Origin of the sequence: Bradyrhizobium sp. WSM3983, assembly GCF_000473045.1 — a bacterium.
Taxonomy (GTDB): domain Bacteria; phylum Pseudomonadota; class Alphaproteobacteria; order Rhizobiales; family Xanthobacteraceae; genus Bradyrhizobium.
Map to the genome: position 1 here is coordinate 35,798 of NZ_AXAY01000018.1, position 25,417 is coordinate 61,214.

Below are 25,417 nucleotides of genomic sequence, written 5' to 3' on the forward strand. Positions count from 1 at the left end.
CAACCGGCACGCGTGGGGAGACTGGAGGCGCCGGGTGGGGCGCCGGAGTCGGAACCGGACAGAGTCATGAATTCGCGCGTATCGTGGAGCGTTGACGGTATTGATCCATCCGTCAGGGAGCGGGCCGAAGCTGCTGCGCGTCGCGCTGGCATGTCCCTCAACGATTGGCTGAACTCCACGCTCGGCGAGACTGCCCCGCCGAACTTTCGCGGGCCTTACGAACAGCAGCGTCAGGATCAACGTCAGGACCTGCGTCCCGATCCGCGTTCAGCGCCAATGCCGAGCCAGGAGAGCCGCGACGTCGCCGACATCCATCAGCGGCTCGACGCGATCACCCAGCAGATCGAGCGAATTTCAAAACCCACAGCGCCACGACAGGACGCTTCACGGCAAGACGTTTCGCGCGAGCAGGGCGTCGCCCGCCAGCTCAATGACGCGATCTCGCGGCTCGATGCCCGCCTGTCGCAGATCTCTCGGCCCCCGCAGCCTCAAGCGCAGCAGCCGCAGGCACAGCGCGCCGCGCCGGTCGAAACGCGTCACCGCCAGGCCGATGCGGTCGAGCGTGCAGCCGCGCAGGTCTATCGCAGCTCACCTCCTCTAAGCCCGGCGTCGTTCGACGTCGCGGTCGCCGAGATCACCGCACGGCAGAGCGAGCTTGACGGCTTTGCGCCCCGGCAGATGCCGCCGCGCGCTGCGCCGTCGATCGCGCCTTCTGCCGCTCCTTACGCGCCTCCCATGGCGCCTCCAATAGCGCCACCCGCGCCTGCCTATGCTCCGCCGCCACCGCAGCCGGGGCCGGATTTCTCGTCGCTCGAACGCCATCTGCTCAAGATCACGAGCCAGATCGAGTCGCTCCAGCGCCCTGACAATACCGAGCAAGCGATCAACGCCTTCCGCTCCGAGCTCGCCGAGATCCGACACGCCATCACCGAGGCGATGCCGCGCCGCGCGATCGAATCGATCGAGAACGAAATCCGCTCGCTGCACCGTCGCATCGACGAGACCCGCTCCAACGGTACCGACGGCCAGGTGCTGTCCGGCATCGAGCGCGCGCTCGCCGACATCAAGCAGGTGCTGCGCACGCTGACGCCCGCCGAGCAGCTCACCGGCTATGACGAGGCGATCCGCAATCTCGGCGCCAAGCTCGATTTGATTCTGCGCGCCAATGACGATCCTTCCACGGTGCGCCAGCTCGAAGGCGCGATCTCGGCCCTGCGCGGCATTGTCTCCAACGTCGCCTCCAACGAAGCGCTGGCGCGCCTCTCCGACGACGTGCAGCTGCTGTCGTCCAAGGTCGACCAGGTCACGCGCGCCTCGGACCGCGGCGACAGCTTTGCGGTGCTGGAGCAACGCATCGCCGCGCTGACCTCCGCACTGGAAACACGCGAGCGGCCGCAAGCCATCGAGAGCACCGAACATCTGGAAAGTGCAATCCGCGCGCTGTCCGACCGTTTCGATCGCATGCAGGTCGGCAACGATTCGACCTCGACCTTCGCGCATCTCGAGCAGCGGGTCTCCTATCTGCTGGAGCGGATCGAGACCAATTCCGATTCGCGCGGCGGCAATTTGAGCCGCGTCGAGGACGGGCTGCACGACATCCTGCGACACCTGGAACGGCAGCAAGCCACCTATTCCGCGCTCGCGGAGAGCCGAAGCGCGGCGCCGTCTCCCGATTCCGGGATGGTCGATCTCGTCAAGCGCGAGCTGTCCGACATCCGCTACAGCCAAGCCGAGACCAACCGCAGCACGCAGGATTCGCTGGAGGCCGTGCATAACACGCTCGGCCATGTCGTCGATCGCCTCGCCATGATCGAGGGTGATCTGCGCGCGGTGCGCACTGCGCCGCCGGCCCCTGCGCCGATGCTGATGGCTGCGCCATTGCCAATGGCCGCTCCGGTCGAGCCGGCGCCGATGGCGCGCGAGCAACGGCCGGCGCAGCCGCAACAGCCAAATTACGATCCGAAGCCCGAACTGCCGAATCCGGCCGCCGCGCAGCAGCCGGCGCATTCTACCTTCGTGGCCGCGCCGCGTGAATTCCATGCCGCCGCGCCCGCAGCGCCGCCCCCGGCGCCGATGGCGGCGCCGGTCCCGCCGCGCGCGATCAGCGAGATCCTCGAGCCGCACACGGCGCCTGCGCGCGCTGCGATCGCGCCCGAACTGCCGCCGGATCATCCGCTCGAGCCCGGCACGCGTCCGAATGGCCGACCCACCACGCCGTCCGAGCGCATTGCCGCGTCCGAAAGCGCGATCAGCGAAATCCCCGCCGCACCGAAGGAGCCGGTGTCGTCGTCGAGCTTCATCGCGGCCGCGCGCCGCGCAGCGCAAGCTGCCGCCGCGCAACCGCCCGAGAAGCCCGCCCGCGGCGTCAAGGCTGCGATCGCGGCCCGCACCAAGGACAAGGGCCAGAGCCAGGAAGGCGGCTCGACCATCACCTCGAAGATCCGCTCGCTGCTGGTCGGCGCGAGCGTTGTCGTGATCGTGCTCGGCACCTTCAAGATGGCCATGAACCTGCTCGAAGGCGGCAGCGCGCCGCCGGCACCGCAGGCAATGGAGAATACAAGCCAGCCTGCGCCGCAGGCACCGCCGCCGGTCGAGAGCAAGCCCGCCGCGCCGGAACAAGTCACGCCGTCGATGACCTCGCCGACGCCGATCGGCAAGCAGTCCCAGAACAATGCCGCGCCGGCACCTGCGAAGAATTCCGGCAACACGGCTTCGGTCGAAATTCCGTCCGCCCCTGCCGCAGCGCCGCCCCCGCCCGCGGCCTCCAGCGACGTGACCGGTGCACTGTCGGGCACGAGCCGCGCACGGATCGGCACAGTCCAGGTGCCGCCGAGCGAGAAGCTGCCCGACGGCATCGGCGGCCCCGGCCTGCGCACCGCCGCGATGAAGGGCGATGCGACCGCGGCCTACGAGATCGGCGTGCGCTTTGCCGAAGGCAAGGGCGTGGCCGCGAATTACGACGAAGCGGCGAAGTGGTACGACCGCGCGGCGCAGGCCGGCGTGGTGCCCGCGACCTTCCGCCTCGGCACACTCTATGAAAAGGGCCTCGGCGTGAAGAAGGACGCCGACATCGCCCGCCGCTACTACACGCAGGCCGCCGAGCGCGGCAACGCCAAGGCGATGCACAATCTCGCAGTGCTCGACGCCGACGGCGGCGGACGTGGCGCCAACTACAAGAGCGCAGCGCAGTGGTTCCGCAAAGCGGCCGATCGCGGCGTCGCCGACAGCCAGTTCAACCTCGGCATCCTCTACGCCCGCGGCATCGGCGTCGAACAGAACCTCGCCGAATCCTACAAATGGTTCACCCTCGCGGCCGGACAGGGCGATGCGGACGCAGCGACCAAGCGCGATGACGTTGCCAAGCGCCTCGACCCGCAATCGCTCGCCGCCGCCAAGCTCGCGATCCAGACCTTTAGCGCCGAGCCGCAGCCCGACGACGCCGTCAACGTCCAGGCGCCCGCCGGCGGCTGGGACAGCGCACCGCAGGCGACCGCCAAGCCCGCACCGAAGCCGGTCGCGGTGAAGAAGTCGGCGTCAGCGGCGCATTAGAGCCGAGTAGCTTTATCAAACCAAACGGGCCGCGGGCTCGGTGCACCTCTCCCGCTTGCGGGAGAGGTCGGCGCGTCCCGGGCGATGCGACAGCATCGTCCCGCGCGCCGGGTGAGGGCTTTCTCCTCTTGGGGAGTCTCACTGCGGAGGCACCCTCTCCCCGACCCTCTCCCGCGAGCGGGAGAGGGAGCGCACCGCCGGCGCGACGAACATCCGCGTTATCTCATGCCGCCTCCCCGTCTCATTCACCGCGCCCAATTTTCCTGATCCGCCCCGCACCAAATTCCGCTATTGAAGGGCGCGGCAATCGTTCTGCGCCTCCTGCGAGCATTCCGCGAAATCGATCCGTCTCGCCGGAGCGTGGGTCCGATGCAGCTTTACCTTCCGATCGCCGATCTTCCGGTCAACGTGTTCCTGGTGCTGGCGATGGGCGCGGCGGTCGGCTTCGTCTCCGGCATGTTCGGGATCGGCGGCGGCTTCCTGATGACGCCGCTGTTGATCTTCATCGGCATTACGCCGGCGGTCGCTGTTGCCTCCGTCGCGAGCCATATCGCGGCCTCGTCGTTTTCCGGCGCCCTCACCTATTGGCGGCGGCGCGCGATCGATCCGGCGCTGGCAAGCGTCTTGTTGTGCGGCGGCGTCACCGGCACGGCGCTGGGCGTGTGGACCTTCACGCAGCTCCGCGCGCTCGGCCAGCTCGATCTGATGATCGCGCTCTCCTATGTCGTGCTGCTCTCGACAGTGGGCAGCCTGATGTTCTCCGAAGGTCTGCGCGCATTGATGCGGACCCGGCGCGGCGCCGTGCCGCCACGGCGAACGCATAATTGGATCCACGGCCTGCCGTTGAAAATGCGGTTCAAGCGCTCGAAGATCTATCTGTCAGTCATCCCCGTGGTGGTCATCGGCATCGTAATCGGCTTCATCGGAGCCATCATGGGCATCGGCGGCGGCTTCATCCTGGTGCCGATCATGATCTATCTGTTGCGGGTGCCGACCTCGACGGTGGTCGGGACCTCGATGGTGCTGACGTTGGTCACTATGCTGTTCGCGACCATGCTGCACGCGGTGACCAATCATCTCGTCGACGCCGTGCTGGCGCTGATCCTGATGGTCGGCGGCGTCACCGGCGCGCAATTCGGTGCCCGCGCCGGCCAGAAGATCCGTGGCGAGCAGCTGCGGCTGCTGCTCGGCTTGCTGATCCTCTCGGTCGGGGTTCGCTTCGCGGTCGAGCTGGTGATCCGGCCAGAAGACCTCTTCACCATCCGCGAGCTGGGGGTAAGCGGATGATGCGTGCGTTCGTTACCGCTCTCTTCCTGCTGCTGCTCGGCGCGTCCGCAAACGCCGAGCGGCTGATCGTGTCGGTCTCCAACCATCGCGTCACGGTAACGCCAAACTATTCCGGCGAGGAGCTGGTGCTGTTCGGCTCGGTGGAGAAGGATGCCGCCACGCCCACCGACCGTACCGCTTACGACCTCGTGGTCACCGTGATGGGGCCGCGCGCCGACATGGTGACGCGGCGCAGGGAGCGCAAATTCGGCATCTGGATCAATACCGATTACCGGCAGTTCCTGCAGGTGCCGAGCTATCTGGCGCTGTTCGCCAATCGCCCGTTCGAGGCCATCACCTCCCCCGAGATCGCGCGGCGGCAGCAGATCGGCCTCAACAACGTGCTGCTGACCCAGCGCGTCAGCGGCGATTACGCCGACGTGGTGCCGAACGATGCCTTCCGCTCCGCCTTCACCCGCCTGCGGACCCAGCGCGGCCTCTATCGCGAGGATGCGAGCGCGGTGACGTTCCTGACGCCGACATTGTTCCGCACCGGCATCCCGCTGCCGGCGGAGGTCCCGATCGGCACCTATGAGGTCGAGATCAAGTTGTTCGCGAATGGCGCGTTCATCGGCAAGACCGAGACCGCGTTCGAGATCGTCAAGGTCGGGTTTGAGCAGTTCGTCGCGACGACCGCGCGGCAGAACGGGCTGGTTTATGGCCTCGTCACGGCAGCGATGGCACTGATGACGGGATGGATGGCGTCGATTGTGTTTCGGAAGGATTGAGGGTTCGCAGTTCGACGCGACGCTCTCTGCTCTCGTCATCGCCCGGCTTGGCCGGGCGATCCAGTACTCCGAGACAGTTATGATTGAACCGATGGGCCGCGGCGTACTGGATGCCCCGCCTTCGCGGGGCATGACACCTCACGGCGCCTCCACCACCGTCGGCACGCCCGGCTCGAGCAGCCGCAGCCGGGTCCCGAAACCAAGCGCGTCAAACGTCTTGCGCAAATCCTCGCCGCTCTGGCGGAAATGCGCCCAGCCTTCGGTGTGTAGCGGCACGATCATCGCGTCGGGGAAGGCGCGCGCGGTCTCGATGGTGTCGTTGGTGTCCATGGTGAGATGGAACGGCCCGCGGGTTTGCGCGGCCCCCGCGAACGGCAGCACCACGCCGCATTTGAAGCGGCGCGCGACCTCGGCGACGCCGTCGAACCAGGTGGTGTCGCCGCTGATATAGACCGCGCGCGTGTCCTTGCGGCTCGACTGAACCACGAAGCCGATGACATCGCCCGACAGCGGCTCGATGCCGGCCGGGCCGTGACGCGCCGGCGTCGCGGTGATGGTCAGCGCATTGCCGTCGTCGTCCTTCAGATGCGCGGTCGCCCAGGGCGCGAGGCCCTCGACATGGCCGCCGAGGCGTTTTGCGCCGGCTTCCGTGGTCAGCGCGCGCGGCGCATTGAGCAGATAGTCACGGCCCGTATTGTCGAGATTGTCCGCGTGCTGGTCGTGGCTGAGCAGAACGGCATCGATCGGGCCGATCGCGTCGGCCTTCACCGCGGGACCGATGGTCTTCTCCAGCTTCACATGCGGCAATTGATAGGCACCGGGCGCATCGAAGGTGGGGTCGGTGAGCAGGCGGAAGCCGTCGATCTCGATCAACGCGGTGGGGCCGCCGATCAGGGTGATGGAGATGGGCATGAGGGGAACTCCTGTTACACGACGGGCTTTGCGGGGCGCGTCACCAGGTAAATGCCGAGCGCCACCGGAATGATCCCCAGCAAGTCACGCGCTTCGACATGCTCGCCGAGGACGAGAAACGCGAACAGCATGCCGAGCGGCGGCATCAGAAAATGATAGGCACTGGCGGCCGTCGCGCCACACACTTTCAGGAGATGAAACCAGAGCCAGTAGGCCAGGATCGAGCCGCCGAGCACGAGGAACGCGAAAGCCCCGATCAGGCTCCGCGTGACATCGATCGCATGGATGTCGGCGAAGGTCAGCGCAACCGGCGTCAGCACGATCCCGGCGGCAAGATTCTGCACGCCGTTGCCGATCCACAGGGAACCCTTCGGCGCGAGCAGCTTGAACAAGATGGTGCCGGCGACGATCGAAGCGAGCGAGGCCAGCGTGAAGATGATGCCGTGCAGGCTATCGGTGCCGACCGACAGGCGATGCCAGACGATCAGCATCACGCCGATGATTCCCAGCAGGAGGCCGCTGGCCTTGCGCCAGGTCATGCCCTCGCCAAGCAGCAGCGCCGCAAGCGCGGCCGTGAACACCGGATTGGCCGAGACGATCAGGCCGCCGAGGCCGGCGGAGACCGATTGCAGGCCGGTGTAACCGAGCCCGAGATAGAGCGCGTTGTTGGCAATCCCGAGCACGGCGAAGATCAAGACATCGCGCCATGACAACGACCAGTCTCCACGGACCATCGTGGCGCCGAGGATGAGAATGCCGGCAAGCGAGAAGCGCGCGGCGAGCAGGATCAGCGGCGGGCAATGGGTGACGCCGATCTTGCCAGCGACGAAGGCGTAGCTCCAAAGCAGGCAAAACAGGCCGATGGCAAAAGGCAGCACGTTGAAGCGGCTGCGGGGGACGGACATCGAGGGGGCGAGCGACATGAGGGCATTCTCCTGAGCCCTCGATCTAGGGACTGGCCTTGTCATTTGGAAATTAAATGATTAACTGCCCATCAGTGGATTTTCGAATGGAGGCAGGCATGCTCGACCTGGAGCTTCTGCGCAGTTTCGTCTCGGTGGTCGAGGCCGGCGGCTTCACCCGCGCCAGCGAGCGCGTTCACCGGACGCAATCGACCGTCAGCCAGCAGATCAAGCGGCTGGAGGAGGATGTCGGCCAGGTGCTGTTGCACCGTGACGGCAAGGACGTGCGCCCGACCGAAGCCGGCGAGCGGCTGCTGTCCTATGCGCGGCGGCTGCTCACGCTGGCGGAAGAGGCGCGCGACGTGCTGCGCGAGCCTGATGGCGACGGCGCGATCCGCCTTGGCATTCCCGAGGACTTTGCCGCCTATCGTCTGGCAAAATTGCTGGGCGCCTTCTCGCGTTCGCATCCGAGCCTGCGGCTCGACGTGCGCGCCGACCAGAGCAAGAACCTCAGCCGCGATCTCGAACGCGGCGAGCTCGACCTTGCGCTGTTCAAGCGCGAGGCCGGCGCGAAGGGCGCGATCGCAGTGTGGCCGGAGCGGGTGCATTGGGTCACCAGCAAGAGCCATCCGATTGACGTCAACGCCTCGTCGGTGCCGCTGATCGGATTTCCGCTCGGCTGCCTCTACCGCGCCGGCGCCATCCATGCGCTGGAAAGCGCCGGCCGTGCCTGGCACATGTCCTACTCGTCATCGAGCCTCGCCGGCATCCAGGCCGCGGTCGCCGCCGGCATGGGCCTGAGCATTCTGTCGGAGATGTCGATCCAGGCCGACCATCGCGTGCTGACGGCAAAGGACGGATTTGCGCCGATCAACCGCACCGAAGTCGCGCTGATGGCCGCGCCCAACGCGACATCCGCGACGCTGCGGCTTGCCGATCGGCTCGCGGAGTTTTGCGAGAACGTGCAGGCCAAGGCGGCCTAATAACACCGCGACGCGGCGATGGCGTGGACGCGGCGGTCGCCGAGCAAATGCGCGACAAAACCGTTCTTCGGAAAGATTTTTGCGAAGGCCGCATCGCGGATGCTGAGGCCGCCGGCATAGGCGCCAAACGCCGGCATCACCGCGCGCATGCCATCGCTGGCGAAACAACGCCTTTCCATCGAACGGCCGCGCGCGGAGACGCGCGCCTTCGGATGCAGATGGCCGGCGATCTCGCCATGCGCGCCGGTCGGCTCGTGGCGGAAGGTGATCGGGCCGATCGCGACTTCGTCGGCGACGGTGCCGCCGAGATCGCTCGGCAGCATCGGATCGTGATTGCCTGAGATCCAGATCCAGTCGCGGCCGCTCTGGAGCCCGGCAACAGCGTCGCGATCGTCCGCCGAGAGGCGCTCATGCGCGGAGCGATCGTGAAAGCTGTCGCCGAGCGCGATGACGATTTTCGGGTTATGGCGGGAGATGACAGCAGCGAGCCGGCTCAGCGTCGCCAGCGTGTCGTAGGGCGGCAGCAGCACGCCGCGCGTGGCGAAGCTGGAACCCTTTTCCAGATGCAGGTCGGAAACGACGAGCAGGCGCTGCTCTTCCCAGAACAAAGCGCCGGAGAGATCGGCCGTGAAGGTCACATCGCTGATGGTGACTTTCGAAACGCGCATGTCCTCGACATCCCCTGAAACCCGCGCGCCCAACGTCACGTCAAAACCTGCTTCTATCCCATCGCCTCTTTGACGAGCTCGTCGGCGGCTTCGGCCAACAGCTCGTCTCCAGCTTCGCCATAAACTGACTCGCGGCCGATTTCCAGCATCACGGGGACGGCCAGCGGGGAGACGTGGTCGAGTTCCCGGTGGGTGATGCGTCCCTGGATACGCGTGAGCATGTCGCCGAGACGACGCAGATCGAGCAGGCCGGTGGCGGCATCGGCACGCGCGGCGCGCAGCAGCACGTGATCGGCCTGATGCTTGCGCAGCACGTCGTAGACGAGATCGGTGGAAAACAGCACCTGGCGGCGGCTCTTTTCTTCGCCGGTGTGGCGGCGCGCGATCAGTCCGGAGATGATCGCGCAATTGCGGAACGTGCGCTTCATCAAGGCGGATTCGGCAAGCCAGGCTTCGAGGTCGTCGCCGAGCATATCGGGGTCGAACAGCGCGTTGAGGTCGATCCGGCCGTCGCGGATCATGAAGGACATGTCGCCGAGTGCCCAGATCGCCACCGCATATTCGTTGGCGACGAAGCCGAGCGGCCGGGCGCGGGCGCGCTCCAGGCGGCGCGTCAGCAGCATGCCCAGCGTCTGGTGCGCGAGGCGTCCCTCGAAGGGATAGCAGACGATGTAATGCTTGTTGGCGCGCGGAAAACTTTCCACCAGCAGCTCGCGCACCGCCGGCACGCGCGACACGTCCCTTTGCAGCGACAGCCAGTCGCGCACCTGCTCCGGCAAGCCGCTCCACGCGCGGCCGTCATCGAGCAGGCGGCGGACGCGTTCAGCGAGATAGGTCGAGAGCGGAAACTTGCCGCCCATGTAGGACGGCACCTTCGGGTCCTTGTCATGCGCACGCGAGACATAGACCTGGTCCTCGACCAGGGTTTCGTAGCGCACCACCTCGCCGCTGAATACGAAGGTGTCGCCCGGGCTCAGGCCCTCGATGAAGGCCTCCTCGATCTCGCCGAGCAGCCGGCCACCGCGTGCGATCACGCCGGTCGAGCCGCTTGCTTTTCCTTGACCGCCGCCGCGCGAGCGCACCAGCCGCACTTTCAGCATGTCGTCCTCGACAATGGTGCCGACATTCATCCGGTAGCTCTGCCGCACCTTGGGATTGGCAACGCGCCAGCGGCCCTCCTTGTCCTGCTTGATGCGGGCGAAGCGCTCATAGGTCTTCAGCGCGTAGCCACCGGAGGCGACGAAATCGACGACGTCGTCGAAGTCCTGCCGTGAGAGATCGGCGTAGGGCGCGGCAGTGCGGACCTCGGCATAGAGTTCATCCGAGAGAAACGGCTCGCCGCAGGCACAGCCGAGCACGTGCTGGGCTAGCACGTCGAGCGCGCCGATGCGAAGCGGCGGGGTGTCCTGCGCATTCTCGGCGATGGCGTCGATGGCGACACGGCATTCCAGCACCTCGAAACGGTTGGCCGGCACCAGCACGGCGCGCGAGGCCTCGTCGAGGCGGTGATTGGCACGGCCGATGCGCTGCATCAGACGCGACGATCCTTTGGGCGCGCCGATATTGACGACGAGATCGACGTCGCCCCAGTCGACGCCGAGGTCGAGCGAGGAGGTGCAGACCACGCCGCGCAGTCTGCCCGCCGACATCGCGTCCTCGACCTTGCGCCGTTGTGCGACGTCGAGCGAGCCGTGATGCAGCGCGATCGCGAGGTTGTCATCGTTCATGCTCCAGAGATTCTGGAACAGCATCTCCGCCTGACTGCGGGTGTTGACGAACACCAGCGTGGTCTTGTTCGCCTTGATCAGCTGGTAGATTTCAGGGAGCGCGTGCCGTGCGCTGTGGCCGGCCCAGGGCAGCCGCTCGCGCGTGTCGAGCATCTCGACCAATGGCGGCGCCGCGCCGCCGGCGACGACGATGTCGGCCGATTCGGCGCTGTCCTTCGGCTGCGGCACCAGGAAGCGGGCGAGCGATTCCGGCTCGGCGACCGTCGCCGACAATCCGATCGCACGCATCTGCGGCGCCAGCCGCCATAGCCGCGCCAGGCCAAGCGACAGCAGATCGCCGCGCTTGGACGTCACCAGCGCATGCAGCTCGTCGAGCACAATGCGTTCGAGCGACGAGAACAGGAATGGCGCGTCGTCGGAGGAGAGCAGCAGCGCGAGCTGCTCCGGCGTCGTCAGCAGAATGTCCGGCGGATAGCGCCGTTGCCGCTGGCGCCGCGACACCGGCGTGTCGCCGGTGCGGGTCTCGATCTTGATGGGCAGCCCCATCTCGGCGACCGGCCGTTCCAGATTGCGGGCGATGTCGACGGCGAGCGCCTTCAGCGGCGAGATGTAGAGCGTGTGCAGGCCGCCGCTTCGTTGCACGGCGCGGCCGGTGGAGACGACGGATTTCGCAGGTGTCGCGGGCGCAGAGCTCAGCTCCACCAGCGTCGGCAAAAATCCCGCCAGCGTCTTGCCGGCGCCGGTCGGCGCGATCAAGAGGGCCGAGCGATCCTCGCGCGCCTTCTCCAGCAGCGCGAGCTGATGCTCGCGCGGCGACCAGCCGCGGGCCGCGAACCATTGCTGGAAGCGGTCGGGCAACAGTGCGGCTGGCTCAGCCGGGATTTTGAGGATGCGGGGCGGCACGGCATCACAGGTAAGCCGTGGCGGCAGGTTCGTCGAGGGGTGGCGAGGTCTCGCAGGGTGGGCAAAGTGGAGCGTGCCCACCAACCGCAGCGAATGTCCGGAGAGATGGTGGGCACGGCGCAAGAGCGCCTTTGCCCACCCTACCGCAGCTCAATCGCGGAGAAAGCGCCTACTCCGACATCGGCTTGTCGGAGATGTCCCAGTCCTTGCCGCTGAAGATCGAGATGTAGAGCGTCTTCATCGGCGTGTAGTCCTCGGGCGTGTAATCGTAGGTGACGCCGTCGAGGAAATAGGGCGAGTGGAAGCCCTTGAGCGTGGAGGCCTGCTTCAGCACATTGGCGCGGGTGAGCTCGTCGCCGCAGCGGCGCAAAATCTCGCCCATGGTCACCGCCTGGCCGTAACCGGCAAAGGCGATGGTGTTGTCAGGGTCGATGGTCGGGATGTACTTCTTGCGCAGCTCCTCGAACGCCATCACATCCGGATCTTTCTCCCATTTCGGCAGACCGACCTCCTTGTTGTAGCGGATGGCGACGATGCCGGCGGCGTTCTCAAGCCCTGCGGCATTGAGGATCGAGCGGCCGGTCGAGCCGGCCGACAACAATTGCAGCGGCTTCCAGCCGAGCTCGGCGACCTTGCGGATCGACTGCGACGACGCCTTGCCGGTCGAGATGTTGTAGAAGACGTCCGCACCCGATTTCGAGAGGTTGATGAGCTGGGAATCGACGGTGGGATCGGTCAGATCGTAGGTCTGCTCCATGATGACAGATGCGGTGCCGCCGGCATCCGCCAGCACCTTCTTGAAGGGGCCCAGGAAGTCGCGGCCGAAATCGTCATTCTGATAGAGGATGCCGACCTTGGCGTTGGGCTTCACGCTGACGACGTGACGCGCCAGGATGCGCGCCTCGGTCGGATACAGCGGCAGGCCCGCCATCGTCCATTTGAACTCTTTCGGGTTATTCCATTTCGACGCGCCGGTGTTGAGCAGCAGTTGCGGCACGCCCTTGGAATTGAGATATTTGTGCACGGCGGTCTGGGGCGCGGTGCCGAGCGAGCCGTAGAGCGCGAGCACCTCTTCCTGCTCCACGAGGCGCCGTGTCGCCTCGACGCATTTCGGCGCGCTGTAGGCGTCGTCCATGGTGAGAAACTTGATCTTGCGCCCGTTGATGCCGCCCTTCTCGTTCAGCATCTGGAAATAGGCTTCACCAATGCGCCCCAGCACGCCATAGAGCGAGCCGGGACCGGAATGCGGCACGGTCTGTCCGATCTTGATCTCAGTGTCGCTCGCACCCGGATCGTATTTCTTCTCCGCGGCCCAGACATAGGGCGCGGGCAACACGGATGCGGCAATGGTGGCGAGCGCGGCGGCGCTGACATCGCGCCGCGATGGATTCTTGGTCATCGTTGTCTCTCTCCCTGGTGCGCGCATTGTGCTGGGAACGTTGCACGGCTCGCAAGTGGGAAGTCGTCGCCTTGCGACGCAATGACGCTTAAATGACGGGGCGACTAGCGCCTAGACTCAAGTTTTCTCGGCAACGACGACGAGACCGCGCACCGGCTCATTGTTCTCGATGCGTGGCGATGCCGGCTCAAGAGTCAGCAGTTTGAGTCCGGCCTTCGCAATCGCGCTGCGCACATATTCCGCGGAATGGGCATAGCGCAGGCCTTCACCAAGAACGATACCGCTACCGTCATGCGTCTCCAGCGTGAAGGCGAGCACACCACCGGCCACCAGCACCCGCCTGGCTTCGGTGAGCACCGGCGCGAGATCGGAGAGATAGACGAACGCATCCGCGGCAACGACGAGGTTCGCGCTCGCATCAGCCTTGGTGCGCAGGCCCTCGATCATGTCGGCGACCTCGAGCTCGGCATAAAGCTCGGTGGCGCGCGCCTCCTTGATCATGCCGGGCGACAGATCGATGCCGATGAAATGGTCCACTTGTCTGGCGAAGGCGGCGGCCGCAAGGCCGGTGCCGCAGCCGAGATCGATGGTGCGCTTGAAGAAGGCCGGCTTCTTCGCCGCGACGCGCGCGGCCAGCACTACCTTGAAGATCAGCGCGGGGGCGCGATAGCCGAGATCGTTGATCAGCGCATGCTCGAAGCGCGGCGCATATTGGTCGAACAGCGCCTGCACATAGGCCTTGGGCATCTCCGCCATCTCGGTGTCGCCGAGCCGCATCAGATGCAAGCCGGCGCCGTGCTGGTCATCAGGATCGGATTGCCGCGCTTCTCGAAACGCCGCGATCGCCTTGTCGCGCTCGCCGAGCTGCTGACGGATTTCGCCGAGCGTGAACCAGGCCGAGGTGAAATTCGGCGCAAGCTCGATTGCCTGCTCGATCAGATCGGCGGCGGCGGGCAGATCGCCCTTGAGCTGGAGGTCGCGCGCGAACTCGAAACGGCGGTCGGCCATGAGATCGCCAGAGGTCAGAAACAGGCGGAGCGGCATTGGGAACCAGGAAGCGAAGCGGGTGGTGACTCGAAGATGCGGTGAAGCGGCCTATATAACAGGCATGCGCGCGCAAGACATCCTGTTGCCAACTGCTGACGGCCTGTGCTGCAGGCCCGGTGGCTTCCATATCGATCCGATCCGCCCGGTCGAGCGTGCCGTGATCACCCACGGCCATTCCGACCATGCCCGCGCCGGCCATGGCGCCGTGCTGGCGACGCAGGAAACGCTGGACATGATGCGGCTGCGCTACGGCGAGAACTTTGCCGGCTCGACGCAAGTCATCCGCTATGGCGAGGAGATCCGGCTCGGCGACGTCAAGGTCAAATTTTACCCTGCCGGCCACGTGCTGGGCTCGGCGCAGATCGCGGTCACAGCCAAGGACGCCTGCATCGTCGCCTCCGGCGACTACAAGGACGCGCCCGACCCGACCTGCATCCCGTTCGAGCTGGTGCCCTGCGATGTCTTCATCACCGAAGCGACGTTCGGCCTGCCGGTGTTTCGCCATGGCGATGCCGCCGACGAAGTGAAGAAGCTGCTGGCCTCCGTCGCGCTGTTTCCGGAGCGCGCGCATCTCGTCGGCGCCTATTCGCTCGGCAAGGCTCAGCGCGTGATCGCGCTATTGCGGCAGGCCGGCTATGACGCGCCGATCTACCTGCACGGCGCGATGGAAGCAATCACGCATTACTACCAGAGCCGGGGCATCGACCTCGGCGAGCTCAGGCCGGCGATGGGCGTGAAGAAGGCGGCGCTCGCCGGCACTATTACGCTGGCACCGCCGTCGGCGACGTCCGATCTCTGGACGCGGCGCTTTCCTGATCCCGTGACGGCTTTCGCATCGGGGTGGATGCGCGTGCGCGCCCGCGCGCGGCAGCGCGGCATCGAATTGCCGCTGGTGATCTCCGATCACGCCGATTGGGACGGTCTCACCGCAACGATCGCTGCGACCGGCGCCGGCGAGATCTGGGTCACCCACGGCCAGGAAGACGCACTGGTGCATTGGTGCAAGTCGCGTGGCTTGCGTGCGCAGCCGCTCGATCTCGTCGGCTATGGCGAGGAAGAGGAGAGCGAGCTGCCGGTTCAGCGCGAGGCCGAAGCATGAACCGCTTCGCCGAGCTCTTGGACCGTCTCGCCTACGAGCCCGGCCGCAACAACAAGCTGCGGCTGCTCATCGGCTATTTTCGCGAGGTCGGCGATCCCGACCGCGGCTACGTACTGGCCGCGCTCACCGGCGCGCTGAGCTTCAAGCACGCCAAGCCGGCCCTGATCCGCGATTTGATCGCGTCGCGCACCGATGAGGTGCTGTTCGGGTTGAGTTACGATTACGTCGGCGATCTCTCGGAGACGGTGGCGCTGATGTGGCCTCGGCCGGTGCCTCGTGATGACGAGTCTTTTCCGAGCCACCCCTCTCCCCCGCCCTCCCCCGCAAGGGGGGAGGGAGCGCAGTTGCGCGCGCCGCGGCAGACGGGCCCGACGACTGATAGTGATTCAGGGAGTGATGGACGCTCAACTCTCACCGTTCCCTCCCCCCTTGCGGGGGAGGGTCAGGGAGGGGGGTACTCCGGGCGAGATGCCAACAATGCGCTGCACTCAAGCAACCACAACAACCCGCCGTCCCCCACCCTCACCGAAGTCGTCACCACGTTGCGCACGCTCGGCAAGACCGAGCTGCCAAAACAGCTCGAGCGCTGGCTCGACGAGCTCGACGAGACCGGCCGCTGGGCACTGCTAAAACTTGTCACCGGCGCGCTTCGCATCGGCATCTCCGCGCGGCTGGCGAAGACCGCTGCCGCGGCGCTCGGCGACAAGGATCCGCATGAGGTTGAGCTGATCTGGCCAGGACTCGCGCCACCCTATCTCGACCTGTTCGCCTGGCTGGAAGGCCGCGCCGAAAAACCGGTCAATCGCGATCCCGCACCGTTCCGCCCGGTGATGCTGGCGCATGCGATCGAGGACAACGATTTCGCCGCCCTCGATCCCGCCGACTACGTCGCCGAATGGAAATGGGACGGCATCCGGGTGCAGGCGGTGGCGGGCCGAGATGACAACGGGCAGATCACTGCGCGGCTTTATTCGCGCACTGGCGAGGACATCACGGGGGGCTTCCCAGACCTGGTGCCGTCGCTGCGCCTACCCGGCGCCATCGACGGCGAATTGCTGATCCTGCGCGAAGGCCGCGTGCAAAGCTTCAACGTCCTGCAGCAGCGGCTCAACCGCAAGGTCGTCTCGCCGAAGCTGATCAAGGAGTTTCCGATCCATTTGCGCGCCTACGATCTGCTCGGCGACCACGAAAACGATCTGCGCGAATTGCCGTTCGCAGAGCGGCGCGAGCGGCTGGAGACCTTCATCACGAAGCTTGGCGATCCCCGCATCGACCTCTCACCCACCGTGACCTTCGCAAGCTGGGAGGCCCTCACCGCTGCCCGCGCCGATCCAGCAAGTGCAGGTGCCGGCGAGGATGCGGACGCCATCGAAGGCGTGATGCTGAAGCGGCGCGATGCGCCTTATCTGCCGGGGCGACCAAAAGGCCAATGGTGGAAGTGGAAGCGCGATCCGCACATCATCGACGCCGTGCTGATGTATGCGCAGCGCGGCCACGGCAAGCGCTCGTCCTATTATTCCGATTACACGTTTGGTGTCTGGACCGAGACCGAGAACGGCGAGGAGCTGGTGCCGGTCGGAAAAGCCTATTTCGGCTTCACCGACGAGGAGCTGTTGCAGATCGACCGCTTCGTCCGCCGCAACACCACGGAAAAGTTCGGCCCCGTGCGCCATGTCGTGCACGAGGGCGACAAGGGGCTCGTGCTGGAGGTTGCCTTCGAGGGACTACAACGCTCACCGCGACACAAATCCGGCGTCGCCATGCGCTTTCCCCGCATCAGCCGCTTGCGCTGGGACAAGCCGCCTCGGGAGGCCGACCGGCTGGAAACGCTGAAAAAAATGCTGAAAGCGGAAGCCGCGGAGATTGAGGCTTGAAGCGTGCAGTGATCAGCCTCGATTTTCGCCAAGGCCGAGGTGCGCTCCCTCTCCCGCTTGCGGGAGAGGGTTGGGGAGAGGGTGTCTCCTCATTGGGATTCCCCCAGAGGTGAGAACCCTCACCCGGCGCTGCGCGCCGACCTCTCCCGCAAGCGGGAGAGGTGACCGGGCCTGCGGTTCGCGATGTGCCCCATCCGAGGTTCTCAGGCGCAGCCTGAATTAAAATGCGGTAAGCTGATTGACGATGAAGTCCGGGTTCCCCATGTCCCCCGCCGTGACTTATAATCGGGGCGAATCCGCCCAAGGAGTTTGAGATGGCCCATGACGTCAGAGATTTGCCGGCCGGCCACAGCGATGGCCTGCACCGCTTTCTCGGCGGCTCGCCGCTGGCGGTCGCGTTTCGCCTGGTGCTGCTCTCGATTCTGGTCGGCGTCGTGCTGGCCGCGATCGGCTTCGATCCCTGGAACATCCTCATCAGCATTCGCCTGCTGTTCCAGCGCCTGTGGGATCTCGGCTTTGATGCCGTGAACTGGCTGTGGCGCTATTTCCTGCTGGGCGCGGTCATCGTGATCCCGATCTGGCTGCTGTCGCGCGTGTTCGGCTCGCCGCGCCGCTGAGGGCTTCCGGGAATGCGCAGCCGGCGCAAGCACGCTATGCCGGCCGCGCCGGTGCATTCAGTTCGGCCGTCGGATACACGCGGCTGACATGAACGCACCGCTTCCTCCCAGGGTCGGCTCCCGCCAGGTGTTCGCCATCGCGGGCCCCGCGATGGTCGCGAACCTCACCACGCCACTCATCGGCGTGGTCTCGACCATCGCCATCGGCCGGCTCGACGACGCCGCGCTGCTCGGCGGCGTCGCGATGGCCTCCGTGATCTTCGACTGCCTGTTCTGGCTGTTCGGCTTCCTGCGCATGAGCACGCTCGCCTTCACCGCGCAGGCGCTTGGCGCGGGCGAGACGCGCGAGCAGTCCGTAATCCTGGTGCGCGGCTTCATCGTCGCGGGCCTGATCGGCGGCGCACTGATTGCGCTGCAATTGCCGCTCGCAGGCGCGCTGTTCGACCTGATGGGCGGCAGCGAGGGCGTGACGCGCGCCGCCAAAACCTACTTCATGATCCGGATCTGGTCGTCGCCATTCGCGCTCGCCAATTACGTCATCCTCGGCTGGCTGATCGGCCAGGGCCGCGCCAATCCGGCGCTGCTGCTCCAGGTCGTCATCAACCTCGTCAACATGATGGCGACGATCCTGCTGGTGCTGGTGTACGACACCGGCATCGCGGGTGCCGCGATCGCAGCGCTGCTGTCGGAAGCGGTCGGGTTCGGGCTCGGCCTGATCGTCTGCCGCCGACATGCGGACGATGGCTTCGCCGTGCCATCCGCAGCGCTGTTCGACCATGCCAAGCTGATGCGGCTGCTGTCGGTGAACTCCGACATCCTGATCCGCACCGCGGCGCTGATCGCGGTATTCCTGTTCTTCACCGCCAAGGGCGCGCGCTCCGGCGACGTGACGTTGGCGGCGAACTCGGTGCTCAATAATTTCCTCCTGGTCAGCGCCTTCTTCCTCGACGGCCTCGCCAACGCGGCGCAACAGCTCTGCGGCCGCACCCTTGGCGCGCGCGACGCCAGGGGCTTTGCGGATTCGACCCGGCTGGTGCTGCTGTGGGGCCTCGGCTTTGCCATCGTCGTCGTCGTGCTGTTCGCGCTGTTCGGCCCGGCCCTGATCGATTTCATGACGGCGAGTGAAGACGTCCGCCGCGCCGCGCGCGAATTCCTGCCGTTCGTCGTGCTCGCGCCGATACCGGGTGTGTTCGCCTTCGGTTTCGACGGCATCTATATCGGCGCGACCTGGGCGCGCGAGATGCGCAATCTGATGCTGGTTTCGCTCGCGATCTTTCTCGGCACCTGGTGGGCGTTGCAATCGTTCGGCAACGCCGGACTGTGGACTGCGCTGATCGCCTCCTACGTCGCGCGCGGTGGATTGCAGGGCGCGCGCTATCCGGCGCAGTTCAGGGCGACGTTCCCTAAGATCTAGTTCTCGTGTCCCGGACGCGCTGCAGCGTGAAACGCTGCTGCGCAGAGCCGGGACCCAGAGCGCCGCAGGCATGGGGCCCCGGCTCTGCAGCGCACCGCTGAAGAAGCGCTGCGCTGCGTCCGGGGCACGAGACCGCCTTACATCCCCGGCCAGTCTTCCGCCGTGAGCGTCGCCGCATCGGCGCCGACGATCTCGGAGAGCGAGTCTCGGCCCGTGCGGAGCAGCGTCGAGGTGAGGTCGCGCTTGATCTCGTCGACGAGGCCGAGGCCCTTGTAGACCAGCGACGAATAAAGCTGGATCAGGCTGGCGCCGGCGCGGATCTTCGTCAGCGCCGCACCGCCAGAGTCCACGCCACCGACACCGATCAGCGGGAAGGCGCCCTCGACGCGCACATAGGTCTCCGCGACCATGCGCGTCGACAGCCGGAACAGCGGCCGGCCGGACAGGCCGCCCTGCTCCTTCGACCGCATTTCCTCACGCAGCGTGCTCGGCCGCGCGATCGTCGTGTTCGACACGATCATGCCGTCGACTTTGCGCGAGCGCGCGACCTGCACGACGTCGTCGAGCTGGGCGAGGCTGAGGTCCGGCGCGATCTTCAGCAGCACCGGCGTGTCGCCGGCCTTTTGGCGCACCCGCTCGCGCGCATCGATCACGTGCCCGAGCAGATCGTCAAGCAACGCGCCTTCCTGCAGATTGCGCAAGCCCGGCGTGTTGGGCGAGGAAACGTTGACGGTGAAATAGCTCGCCACCGGCGCAAAAGTCTCGATCAGCTTGACGTAGTCGGCGACGCGGTCCGGCGAATCCTTGTTGGCACCGACATTGACGCCGACGATGCCGCCATTCGCCGCACGTGCGGCGAGCCGGCGCAACGCGACCTCTGCGCCGTCATTGTTGAAACCCATGCGGTTGATGACGGCTTCGTCGCGCTCCAGCCGAAACAGCCGCGGCCGCGGATTGCCTGCTTGCGGCTTCGGCGTCACCGAGCCGATCTCGACGAAGCCGAAGCCGAGCCGCAGCAGCGCATCCGGCACTTCCGCGCTCTTGTCGAAGCCGGCGGCCATGCCGATCGGGTTGGGAAAGTTGAGCCCGAAGGCGCGCACCGCAAGCTTGGGATCATCAGGCCGCGGCTTCACCGGCGGCAGGAAGCGCAGGCCCTGGATCGCGAGCCGGTGCGCGTCTTCCGGATCGAGCCAGCGCAATACCGGCAGCGAGAAGGCGTCGAAAGCGCGAATCACGGGGCAAGCTCCGGGGTGTCGTGGCCACCATCGGAGCGCATGTTGAGATTGATCACCGAGAGCACCGCACCGAGATCGAGCTCGCCATAGAGATGCGGGAACAACTCCCCATTGCGCGAGCGCTCCCAGCGCAGTTCGCTCCCGAGCGCATCGCCGTCGACCTCGACCAGGAACAGCGCGCGCTGGCCGAAATAGTGCTTGCGCAGGGTCTCCGGAACCTGGCCGGCCGTCGAAAAATGGATGAATCCGTCGCGCGAATCATCCGCGCTGCCGCGGTACACGCCCTGCCGTTCCGCCTCGCGCCAGGCCGAGGCCGGACAGATTTTGTAGATCTTGACCACCGCTTACCGGAGCCCTGTTTGCCGCCGAGCCGCTCATTGAGCCAGCCCATTGAGCCTTTTGGGTTTTTTCGTCTCTTACGGGTCTTCAAACCCGGCGCGACCGTAAAGGCGGCCTTCCCTGAACTCAAGAGTGAGAGCCTATTCCCTTCCGATTTCATCGAAACGGGGCTCTAGATTCTTGTTTCGACGCGTTTTCTTGACGCGAACCGGTACCCACTTCGCTTGAAAACGCCTTGCTCGCCACCCCTTGCGCGAAAAACGGAAAACCGGTTGATTTGAGGACAGTTTTCCTGAGTTGCGACGGGCTGGACCTTCCATGGTCAAACAGGCCAAAGCGCAGAGGATGCTGACCCACGACCAGATCTGGGCCGCGCTGGACCGACTGGCCGCGCGCGCCGGGCTGTCGTCGTCTGGCCTTGCCAAGCGCGCCGGGCTTGACCCCACCACCTTCAACAAGTCCAAGCGCGTTACCTCCGATGGCCGCGAGCGCTGGCCCTCGACCGAATCGATCGCGAAGGCGCTGGCGGCGGCGGAGGCGTCGATCGACATTTTTGCCGGGCTGATCGGCGACGGCACCGGCGACGGTCGCGCCGTGCCGCTGCTCGGCTTCGCACAGGCCGGCGCAAGCGGCGCTTTCGACGATTCCGGCTTTCCGTCCGGCAAGGACTGGAGGGAGATCGCATTACCGAGCGCCGAGGACAACCGCGCCTTTGCGCTGGAGATTTCCGGCAATGCGCTGATGCCGGCCTATCGCGACGGCGACGTCATCCTGGTCTCACCCAGCGTTCCGATCCGCAAGGGCGATCGCGTGGTGGTGAAGACGAAGGCTGGCGAAGTGATGGTCGCGACGCTCAAGCGCCGCACGGCGAAGGCGCTGGAATTACGGCCCCTCGATGCGACGCAGGCGGAGCGGACGATGGCGGCGGGTGATGTCGCGTGGATCGCAAGGATCGTGTGGGCGAGCCAGTGAGACTTGCTCTGCTGTCATTCCCCGCGAAAGCGGGGAATCCAGTACGCCGCAGCGTCTCGGCTCTATAACGACTGCCTCTGGAATACTGAATCGTCCGCCCCAGTGCGCAATTGCGCACAAGGCGGACGATGACAGTGAGGGTGCGGCTACGCACTCCGCGCCAGCGCACCGTCGATCATGTTGACCGCGTTCTGCACGCCGTACACCGCTACGAACGAGCCAAAGCGCGGGCCCTTCTCCTGGCCGAGCAGCACCTGGTAGAGCATGTTGAACCAGTCGAGCGTGACGCCGGGGCGGCCGTCCTTGCCCTTCTTGACCTGGTCGAGGAACGGCTCGCGGCGGCCGATCTCGTAGACGACGTTCTGGATGTCTTCGGCCGACGCAGCCGCCGGAAGCTGCGACAGCGCTTCGCGCAGATCCTGCAATGCTGCGCGCTCGGTATCCGTGGGCACGCGGAACTGCTTCGTCGGCGCGACGAAGTCGCGGTAGTAGTTGATGGCGTAGCCAACCATCGCGTCGAGCTTCGGATGCGTCTGCGGGCTCACGCCGGGACGGTAGCGGCCGATGAAGCCCCACAGCGTCTCGGCGTTCTCTGCGTTCGACGACGACACCAGCGTCAGCAGAAGCTGGAACGTCACGGGCATGTCGCCCTTCGGAGGATTCCCCTGATGGATGTGCCAAACGGGATTGCCGAGCTGCTGCTTGTCATCCTGCCTGGCAAAGCCGTCGCTGAATTGCTGGTAGTCGTCGACATTGCGCGGGATGACGTCGAAATACAGTCGCTTCGCCGCCTTCGGCTCGCGATACATGAACAGCGTCAGCGATTCCGGCGAGGCATAGCGCAGCCACTCGTCGATGGTGAGGCCGTTGCCCTTCGACTTCGAGATCTTCTGGCCCTTCTCGTCGAGGAAGAGCTCGTAGTTGAAGCCTTCGGGCGGCGTGCCGCCGAGCGCCTTCGCGATCGCACCAGACAGCTTGACCGAGTCGATCAGGTCCTTGCCGGCCATCTCGTAGTCGACGCCGAGCGCAACCCAGCGCATCGCCCAGTCGGCCTTCCACTGGCATTTTACATTTCCACCGGTGACAGGCGTTTCAATTTCCTGATTCGTGTCGGGATCGACATAGGTCACGGTGCCCGCGGCGACGTCGCGGCGAATCATCGGCACTTGCAGCACGACACCGGTGGTCTTGCTGATCGGCAGGAACGGCGAATAGGTGGCGCGGCGATCGGGCCCGAGCGTCGGCAGGATGATCGCCATGACCTGGTCGTAGGCGGCGAGCATCTTCAGCAGCGTCGCGTCGAAGCGGCCGGACTTGTAATAGACGGTCGAGCTGGCGAACTCGTAGTCGAAACCGAAATGATCCAGGAATGCACGCAAGCGCGCGTTGTTGGCGTCACCAAACGACGGATGCTCGTTCGAGAACGGGTCAGGCACCGCGGTGAGCGGCCGCCCCAGATATTGCGCCAAGAGATCCTTGTTCGGCACGTTATCCGGCACCTTGCGGAAGCCGTCCATGTCGTCGGAGAAGGCGAGCAGGCGCGTCTTGATCTTGTCCTCGGTCAGCACGCGGAAGGCATGCCGCACCATCGAGGTGCGCGCGACTTCGCCGAACGTGCCGATATGCGGCAGGCCGGACGGTCCATAGCCGGTCTCGAACAGCACCTCGTCCTTCGGGCTTTTCTTCAGCCGCGCGACAATGGCCTTCGCCTGCTCGAACGGCCAGGCGTTGGATTGTTCGGCGAGCGCGCGAAGATCGCTCGGGCTCATGTTGGGATCGATAACGGACATTCAGAAGGGCCTCCGGGCCGCGGAAAATAGCGATTTCCGGGCAGAATGCAAAAGTTGGTGCGCAACCATTGCGGAATCGTAGGGTAGGCAAAGCGAAGCGTGCCCACCGCTTTTGAGAATGGTGGGCACGGCGCTAATGCGCCTTTGCCCACCCTACGGCAGGTCGCTCGCCGCCAGCGCGAACGAGGTGAAGCGATCAGAACGGGCTCACCGAAAAATACCGCAGCCACAGATCAGTGTAGCGGCCTTTTTCCCAGACGCGGAACAGGGCCCAGTTCAGGGCCTGGCGCAGCACGTCGTTGCCCTTGCGCACGGCGATGCCGATGCCCTCGCCGAAGAAGCGGCTTTCGACGAAGGGGCCACCGGAGAAGGCGCAGCAATCGCCGGAATCGGTGCCGTTGATCCAGAACGCGAGCGAGATGGCATCACCAAAGATGAAATCGACATCGCCCTTGCGGAGCGCGGTGCGGAGCGCGTCGTCGTTGGGATAGCCGTGCAGTTCGGCGTCGGTGAACATCGCCTTGAGGTAGGCCTCATGCGCGGAGCCCCCGATGACGCCGACCTTCTTGCCTTCGAGATATTCGGGACGGATCTCCGGCATCACCGCATCCTTGCGCGAGGCGAAGCGCGCCGGCACACGGTAATAGGGATCGGTGAAGTCGACGCGCGCGCGAAGCTGCGGGCTCACCGCCATGGAAGCAATGATCGCATCGCCCCGGTTGGAGGTGAGCGCATCGACCAGCGTCTCGAAGCGGCGCATCTGCACGGTGCAGGTGACCTTGATCTCCTCGCAGAGCGCGCGGGCGAGATCGACGTTGAAGCCGGCGGGATTGCCGTCGGCACCGGTGTAGTTGAACGGCGGATAGTCGGTCTCGGTCAGGAAGCGGATCACGGTCAGGCGCGACAGGTCCGGCCGCTCCGGGCGCCGCCGCGGGTCCCAGAAACCGGGCACAGCTTGAGGGGCTGCTTGGGGCGTGGCCTGCGGCGCCGCCGGAGGTTGCTTCGCCGGGGCCTGCGCGCGGGCGCCGGACAGGCCTGCGAGCAGGCACGCAGCGACGGCAAGCCTCGTCAGCAAGCCACGGGCAGATTTGGACGATTTCGCCTGTTGCGATGAAGCCATCGGCCGGAAATGAACGAATTTCATTGGGATCGGAAGGCCTTATAGACCATCCGGCCGGGAACGCGAGCGCCGATTGCGGCTAGAGTGAAAGTGCGCCCCCTCTCCCGCTTGCGGGAGAGGGTTGGGTGTCTCCGCTGGGCGAGAGCCCCAATGAGGAGAGAGCCCTCACCCGCGGCTGCGGCGCGACCTCTCCCGCAAGCGGGAGAGGTGAACTTTCAGAGATACCGCTTCAGCTCGGTCGCGGCCTCTTCCGGGGTCCGCTTCAGGTTGAACGGCGAAACGAAACGGCCGTCGCGGTCCATCAGGTAGATCAGCGCGGTGTGGTCCATGGTGTAGTCGCCGTCCTTGGTCGGGATCTTCTTGGCGTAGACCCGGTAGGAGGTGATCACCTTGGCGGTCTCGGCGGGATCGCCGCTGAGGCCCTCGAGATGCGGATCGAAGCTCGAGAGATAGTCCTTCATCGTCGCGGGCGTGTCGCGCTCGGGATCGACCGAGATGAAGACGGCGTTGACCTTGTCGGCATCCTTGCCCATCGCGCGCAGCACTTCCGAGAGCTCGAACAGCGAGGTCGGGCAGATATCGGGGCAATGCGTATAGCCGAAGAAGATCAGGGTCGGCTTGCCCTTGAGGTCCTTGTCGGTGAAGGCCTTGCCGGCCTGGTCGGTGAGCTGGAACGGGCCGCCGATCGAGGCCGGCTGCGCCACCTTGCTGACCCCGCCCATGGCCCAGAACAGCACCAGCAGACCGACGACGAGACTCGAGGCGAAGGCGGTCGCGATCACCAGCGGACGGGCAGTTGAGCTCATGAGCGAA

20 protein-coding genes are annotated in these 25,417 nt (G+C 65.8%); 9 read left to right on the forward strand and 11 right to left on the reverse strand.

Going from position 1 to position 25,417, the window contains the following annotated elements:
• Positions 1-66 precede the first annotated feature (66 nt).
• The 3 genes from YUA_RS0124635 to YUA_RS0124645 all read left to right on the forward strand — a co-directional run bounded on the left by YUA_RS0124635 (position 67) and on the right by YUA_RS0124645 (position 5,603).
• Positions 67-3,549 carry a tetratricopeptide repeat protein gene (locus YUA_RS0124635; protein ID WP_027533075.1) on the forward strand — a complete coding sequence of 1,161 codons (3,483 nt, stop codon included), beginning with the start codon at positions 67-69 and terminating at the stop codon, positions 3,547-3,549.
• A 369-nt stretch (positions 3,550-3,918) separates the two neighbouring features.
• On the forward strand, positions 3,919-4,836 hold the full coding sequence (locus YUA_RS0124640; protein ID WP_027533076.1) for a sulfite exporter TauE/SafE family protein: 918 nt from the start codon (positions 3,919-3,921) through the stop codon (positions 4,834-4,836).
• Positions 4,833-5,603: a TIGR02186 family protein gene (locus tag YUA_RS0124645; protein ID WP_027533077.1), complete on the forward strand. Its 771-nt coding sequence runs from the start codon at positions 4,833-4,835 to the stop codon at positions 5,601-5,603. The genes YUA_RS0124640 and YUA_RS0124645 overlap by 4 nt, the downstream gene beginning before the upstream one ends.
• A gap of 138 nt (positions 5,604-5,741) precedes the next feature.
• Here the strand turns inward: YUA_RS0124645 and YUA_RS0124650 are convergent, their stop codons facing one another.
• Positions 5,742-6,515, reverse strand: coding sequence for an MBL fold metallo-hydrolase (locus YUA_RS0124650; RefSeq protein WP_027533078.1), 774 nt, complete (start codon positions 6,513-6,515; stop codon positions 5,742-5,744).
• Between the two features lie 14 nt (positions 6,516-6,529).
• The gene (locus YUA_RS0124655) at positions 6,530-7,438 is read right to left on the reverse strand and encodes a DMT family transporter (RefSeq protein ID WP_027533079.1); all 909 of its coding nucleotides are present in this window, start codon (positions 7,436-7,438) and stop codon (positions 6,530-6,532) included.
• A gap of 98 nt (positions 7,439-7,536) precedes the next feature.
• On the opposite strand from YUA_RS0124655, the gene YUA_RS0124660 reads away from it, so the two are divergent.
• Positions 7,537-8,400 carry a LysR family transcriptional regulator gene (locus tag YUA_RS0124660; RefSeq protein WP_027533080.1) on the forward strand — a complete coding sequence of 288 codons (864 nt, stop codon included), beginning with the start codon at positions 7,537-7,539 and terminating at the stop codon, positions 8,398-8,400.
• Here YUA_RS0124660 and pdeM read toward each other — a convergent pair.
• From pdeM to YUA_RS0124680, 4 genes are all read right to left on the reverse strand, one after another.
• Positions 8,397-9,068, reverse strand: a complete 672-nt coding sequence (gene pdeM, locus YUA_RS0124665) for a ligase-associated DNA damage response endonuclease PdeM (RefSeq protein ID WP_051383367.1) — start codon at positions 9,066-9,068, stop codon at positions 8,397-8,399. The genes YUA_RS0124660 and pdeM overlap by 4 nt on opposite strands.
• A gap of 53 nt (positions 9,069-9,121) precedes the next feature.
• Positions 9,122-11,698, reverse strand: coding sequence for a ligase-associated DNA damage response DEXH box helicase (locus YUA_RS0124670; RefSeq protein WP_027533082.1), 2,577 nt, complete (start codon positions 11,696-11,698; stop codon positions 9,122-9,124).
• A gap of 169 nt (positions 11,699-11,867) precedes the next feature.
• Positions 11,868-13,097, reverse strand: coding sequence for an ABC transporter substrate-binding protein (locus YUA_RS0124675; RefSeq protein ID WP_027533083.1), 1,230 nt, complete (start codon positions 13,095-13,097; stop codon positions 11,868-11,870).
• Positions 13,098-13,214: 117 nt separating this feature from the next.
• Positions 13,215-14,141, reverse strand: a complete 927-nt coding sequence (locus tag YUA_RS0124680) for a class I SAM-dependent methyltransferase (protein WP_027533084.1) — start codon at positions 14,139-14,141, stop codon at positions 13,215-13,217.
• A 64-nt stretch (positions 14,142-14,205) separates the two neighbouring features.
• Between YUA_RS0124680 and YUA_RS0124685 the strand changes: the two genes are divergently transcribed.
• From YUA_RS0124685 to YUA_RS0124700, 4 genes are all read left to right on the forward strand, one after another.
• Entirely contained in the window at positions 14,206-15,243 is a 1,038-nt protein-coding gene (locus tag YUA_RS0124685; RefSeq protein WP_027533085.1) for a ligase-associated DNA damage response exonuclease, read from the forward strand.
• Positions 15,240-17,117, forward strand: coding sequence for an ATP-dependent DNA ligase (locus tag YUA_RS0124690; protein WP_027533086.1), 1,878 nt, complete (start codon positions 15,240-15,242; stop codon positions 17,115-17,117). Before YUA_RS0124685 ends, YUA_RS0124690 begins: the two co-directional genes overlap by 4 nt.
• Before the next feature lie 314 nt (positions 17,118-17,431).
• The gene (locus YUA_RS0124695) at positions 17,432-17,734 is read left to right on the forward strand and encodes a DUF6460 domain-containing protein (RefSeq protein WP_027533087.1); all 303 of its coding nucleotides are present in this window, start codon (positions 17,432-17,434) and stop codon (positions 17,732-17,734) included.
• A gap of 88 nt (positions 17,735-17,822) precedes the next feature.
• Complete coding sequence (locus YUA_RS0124700) at positions 17,823-19,148, forward strand: MATE family efflux transporter (RefSeq protein ID WP_027533088.1); 1,326 nt, start codon at positions 17,823-17,825, stop codon at positions 19,146-19,148.
• Between the two features lie 137 nt (positions 19,149-19,285).
• Here YUA_RS0124700 and YUA_RS0124705 read toward each other — a convergent pair whose 3' ends face one another.
• Positions 19,286-20,383, reverse strand: a complete 1,098-nt coding sequence (locus tag YUA_RS0124705) for a quinone-dependent dihydroorotate dehydrogenase (protein WP_027533089.1) — start codon at positions 20,381-20,383, stop codon at positions 19,286-19,288.
• A complete protein-coding gene (locus YUA_RS0124710) occupies positions 20,380-20,724 on the reverse strand; it encodes a DUF952 domain-containing protein (protein ID WP_027533090.1) in 345 nt (114 codons plus the stop codon). The genes YUA_RS0124705 and YUA_RS0124710 overlap by 4 nt, the downstream gene beginning before the upstream one ends.
• 316 nt (positions 20,725-21,040) lie before the next feature.
• Between YUA_RS0124710 and YUA_RS0124715 the strand changes: the two genes are divergently transcribed.
• Positions 21,041-21,694, forward strand: coding sequence for a helix-turn-helix transcriptional regulator (locus tag YUA_RS0124715; RefSeq protein ID WP_027533091.1), 654 nt, complete (start codon positions 21,041-21,043; stop codon positions 21,692-21,694).
• Between the two features lie 146 nt (positions 21,695-21,840).
• Here the strand turns inward: YUA_RS0124715 and YUA_RS0124720 are convergent, their stop codons facing one another.
• The 3 genes from YUA_RS0124720 to YUA_RS0124730 all read right to left on the reverse strand — a co-directional run bounded on the left by YUA_RS0124720 (position 21,841) and on the right by YUA_RS0124730 (position 25,410).
• Positions 21,841-23,484, reverse strand: a complete 1,644-nt coding sequence (locus tag YUA_RS0124720) for a lysine--tRNA ligase (protein WP_027533092.1) — start codon at positions 23,482-23,484, stop codon at positions 21,841-21,843.
• Positions 23,485-23,680: 196 nt separating this feature from the next.
• Positions 23,681-24,604, reverse strand: coding sequence for a transporter substrate-binding domain-containing protein (locus YUA_RS0124725; RefSeq protein WP_027533093.1), 924 nt, complete (start codon positions 24,602-24,604; stop codon positions 23,681-23,683).
• Positions 24,605-24,819: 215 nt separating this feature from the next.
• Entirely contained in the window at positions 24,820-25,410 is a 591-nt protein-coding gene (locus YUA_RS0124730) for an SCO family protein (RefSeq protein ID WP_027533094.1), read from the reverse strand.
• Between the last annotated feature and the right edge of the window lie 7 nt (positions 25,411-25,417).

Bases quoted from the DNA above. Each gene is read 5' to 3' on its own strand.
- YUA_RS0124635 (WP_027533075.1), top strand. From the start codon at position 67: ATGAATTCGCGCGTATCGTGGAGCGTTGACGGTATTGATCCATCCGTC.
- YUA_RS0124640 (WP_027533076.1), top strand. From the start codon at position 3,919: ATGCAGCTTTACCTTCCGATCGCCGATCTTCCGGTCAACGTGTTCCTG.
- YUA_RS0124645 (WP_027533077.1), top strand. From the start codon at position 4,833: ATGATGCGTGCGTTCGTTACCGCTCTCTTCCTGCTGCTGCTCGGCGCG.
- YUA_RS0124650 (WP_027533078.1), bottom strand. From the start codon at position 6,515: ATGCCCATCTCCATCACCCTGATCGGCGGCCCCACCGCGTTGATCGAG.
- YUA_RS0124655 (WP_027533079.1), bottom strand. From the start codon at position 7,438: ATGTCGCTCGCCCCCTCGATGTCCGTCCCCCGCAGCCGCTTCAACGTG.
- YUA_RS0124660 (WP_027533080.1), top strand. From the start codon at position 7,537: ATGCTCGACCTGGAGCTTCTGCGCAGTTTCGTCTCGGTGGTCGAGGCC.
- pdeM (WP_051383367.1), bottom strand. From the start codon at position 9,068: ATGCGCGTTTCGAAAGTCACCATCAGCGATGTGACCTTCACGGCCGAT.
- YUA_RS0124675 (WP_027533083.1), bottom strand. From the start codon at position 13,097: ATGACCAAGAATCCATCGCGGCGCGATGTCAGCGCCGCCGCGCTCGCC.
- YUA_RS0124680 (WP_027533084.1), bottom strand. From the start codon at position 14,141: ATGCCGCTCCGCCTGTTTCTGACCTCTGGCGATCTCATGGCCGACCGC.
- YUA_RS0124685 (WP_027533085.1), top strand. From the start codon at position 14,206: ATGCGCGCGCAAGACATCCTGTTGCCAACTGCTGACGGCCTGTGCTGC.
- YUA_RS0124690 (WP_027533086.1), top strand. From the start codon at position 15,240: ATGAACCGCTTCGCCGAGCTCTTGGACCGTCTCGCCTACGAGCCCGGC.
- YUA_RS0124695 (WP_027533087.1), top strand. From the start codon at position 17,432: ATGGCCCATGACGTCAGAGATTTGCCGGCCGGCCACAGCGATGGCCTG.
- YUA_RS0124700 (WP_027533088.1), top strand. From the start codon at position 17,823: ATGAACGCACCGCTTCCTCCCAGGGTCGGCTCCCGCCAGGTGTTCGCC.
- YUA_RS0124715 (WP_027533091.1), top strand. From the start codon at position 21,041: ATGGTCAAACAGGCCAAAGCGCAGAGGATGCTGACCCACGACCAGATC.
- YUA_RS0124720 (WP_027533092.1), bottom strand. From the start codon at position 23,484: ATGTCCGTTATCGATCCCAACATGAGCCCGAGCGATCTTCGCGCGCTC.
- YUA_RS0124725 (WP_027533093.1), bottom strand. From the start codon at position 24,604: ATGGCTTCATCGCAACAGGCGAAATCGTCCAAATCTGCCCGTGGCTTG.
- YUA_RS0124730 (WP_027533094.1), bottom strand. From the start codon at position 25,410: ATGAGCTCAACTGCCCGTCCGCTGGTGATCGCGACCGCCTTCGCCTCG.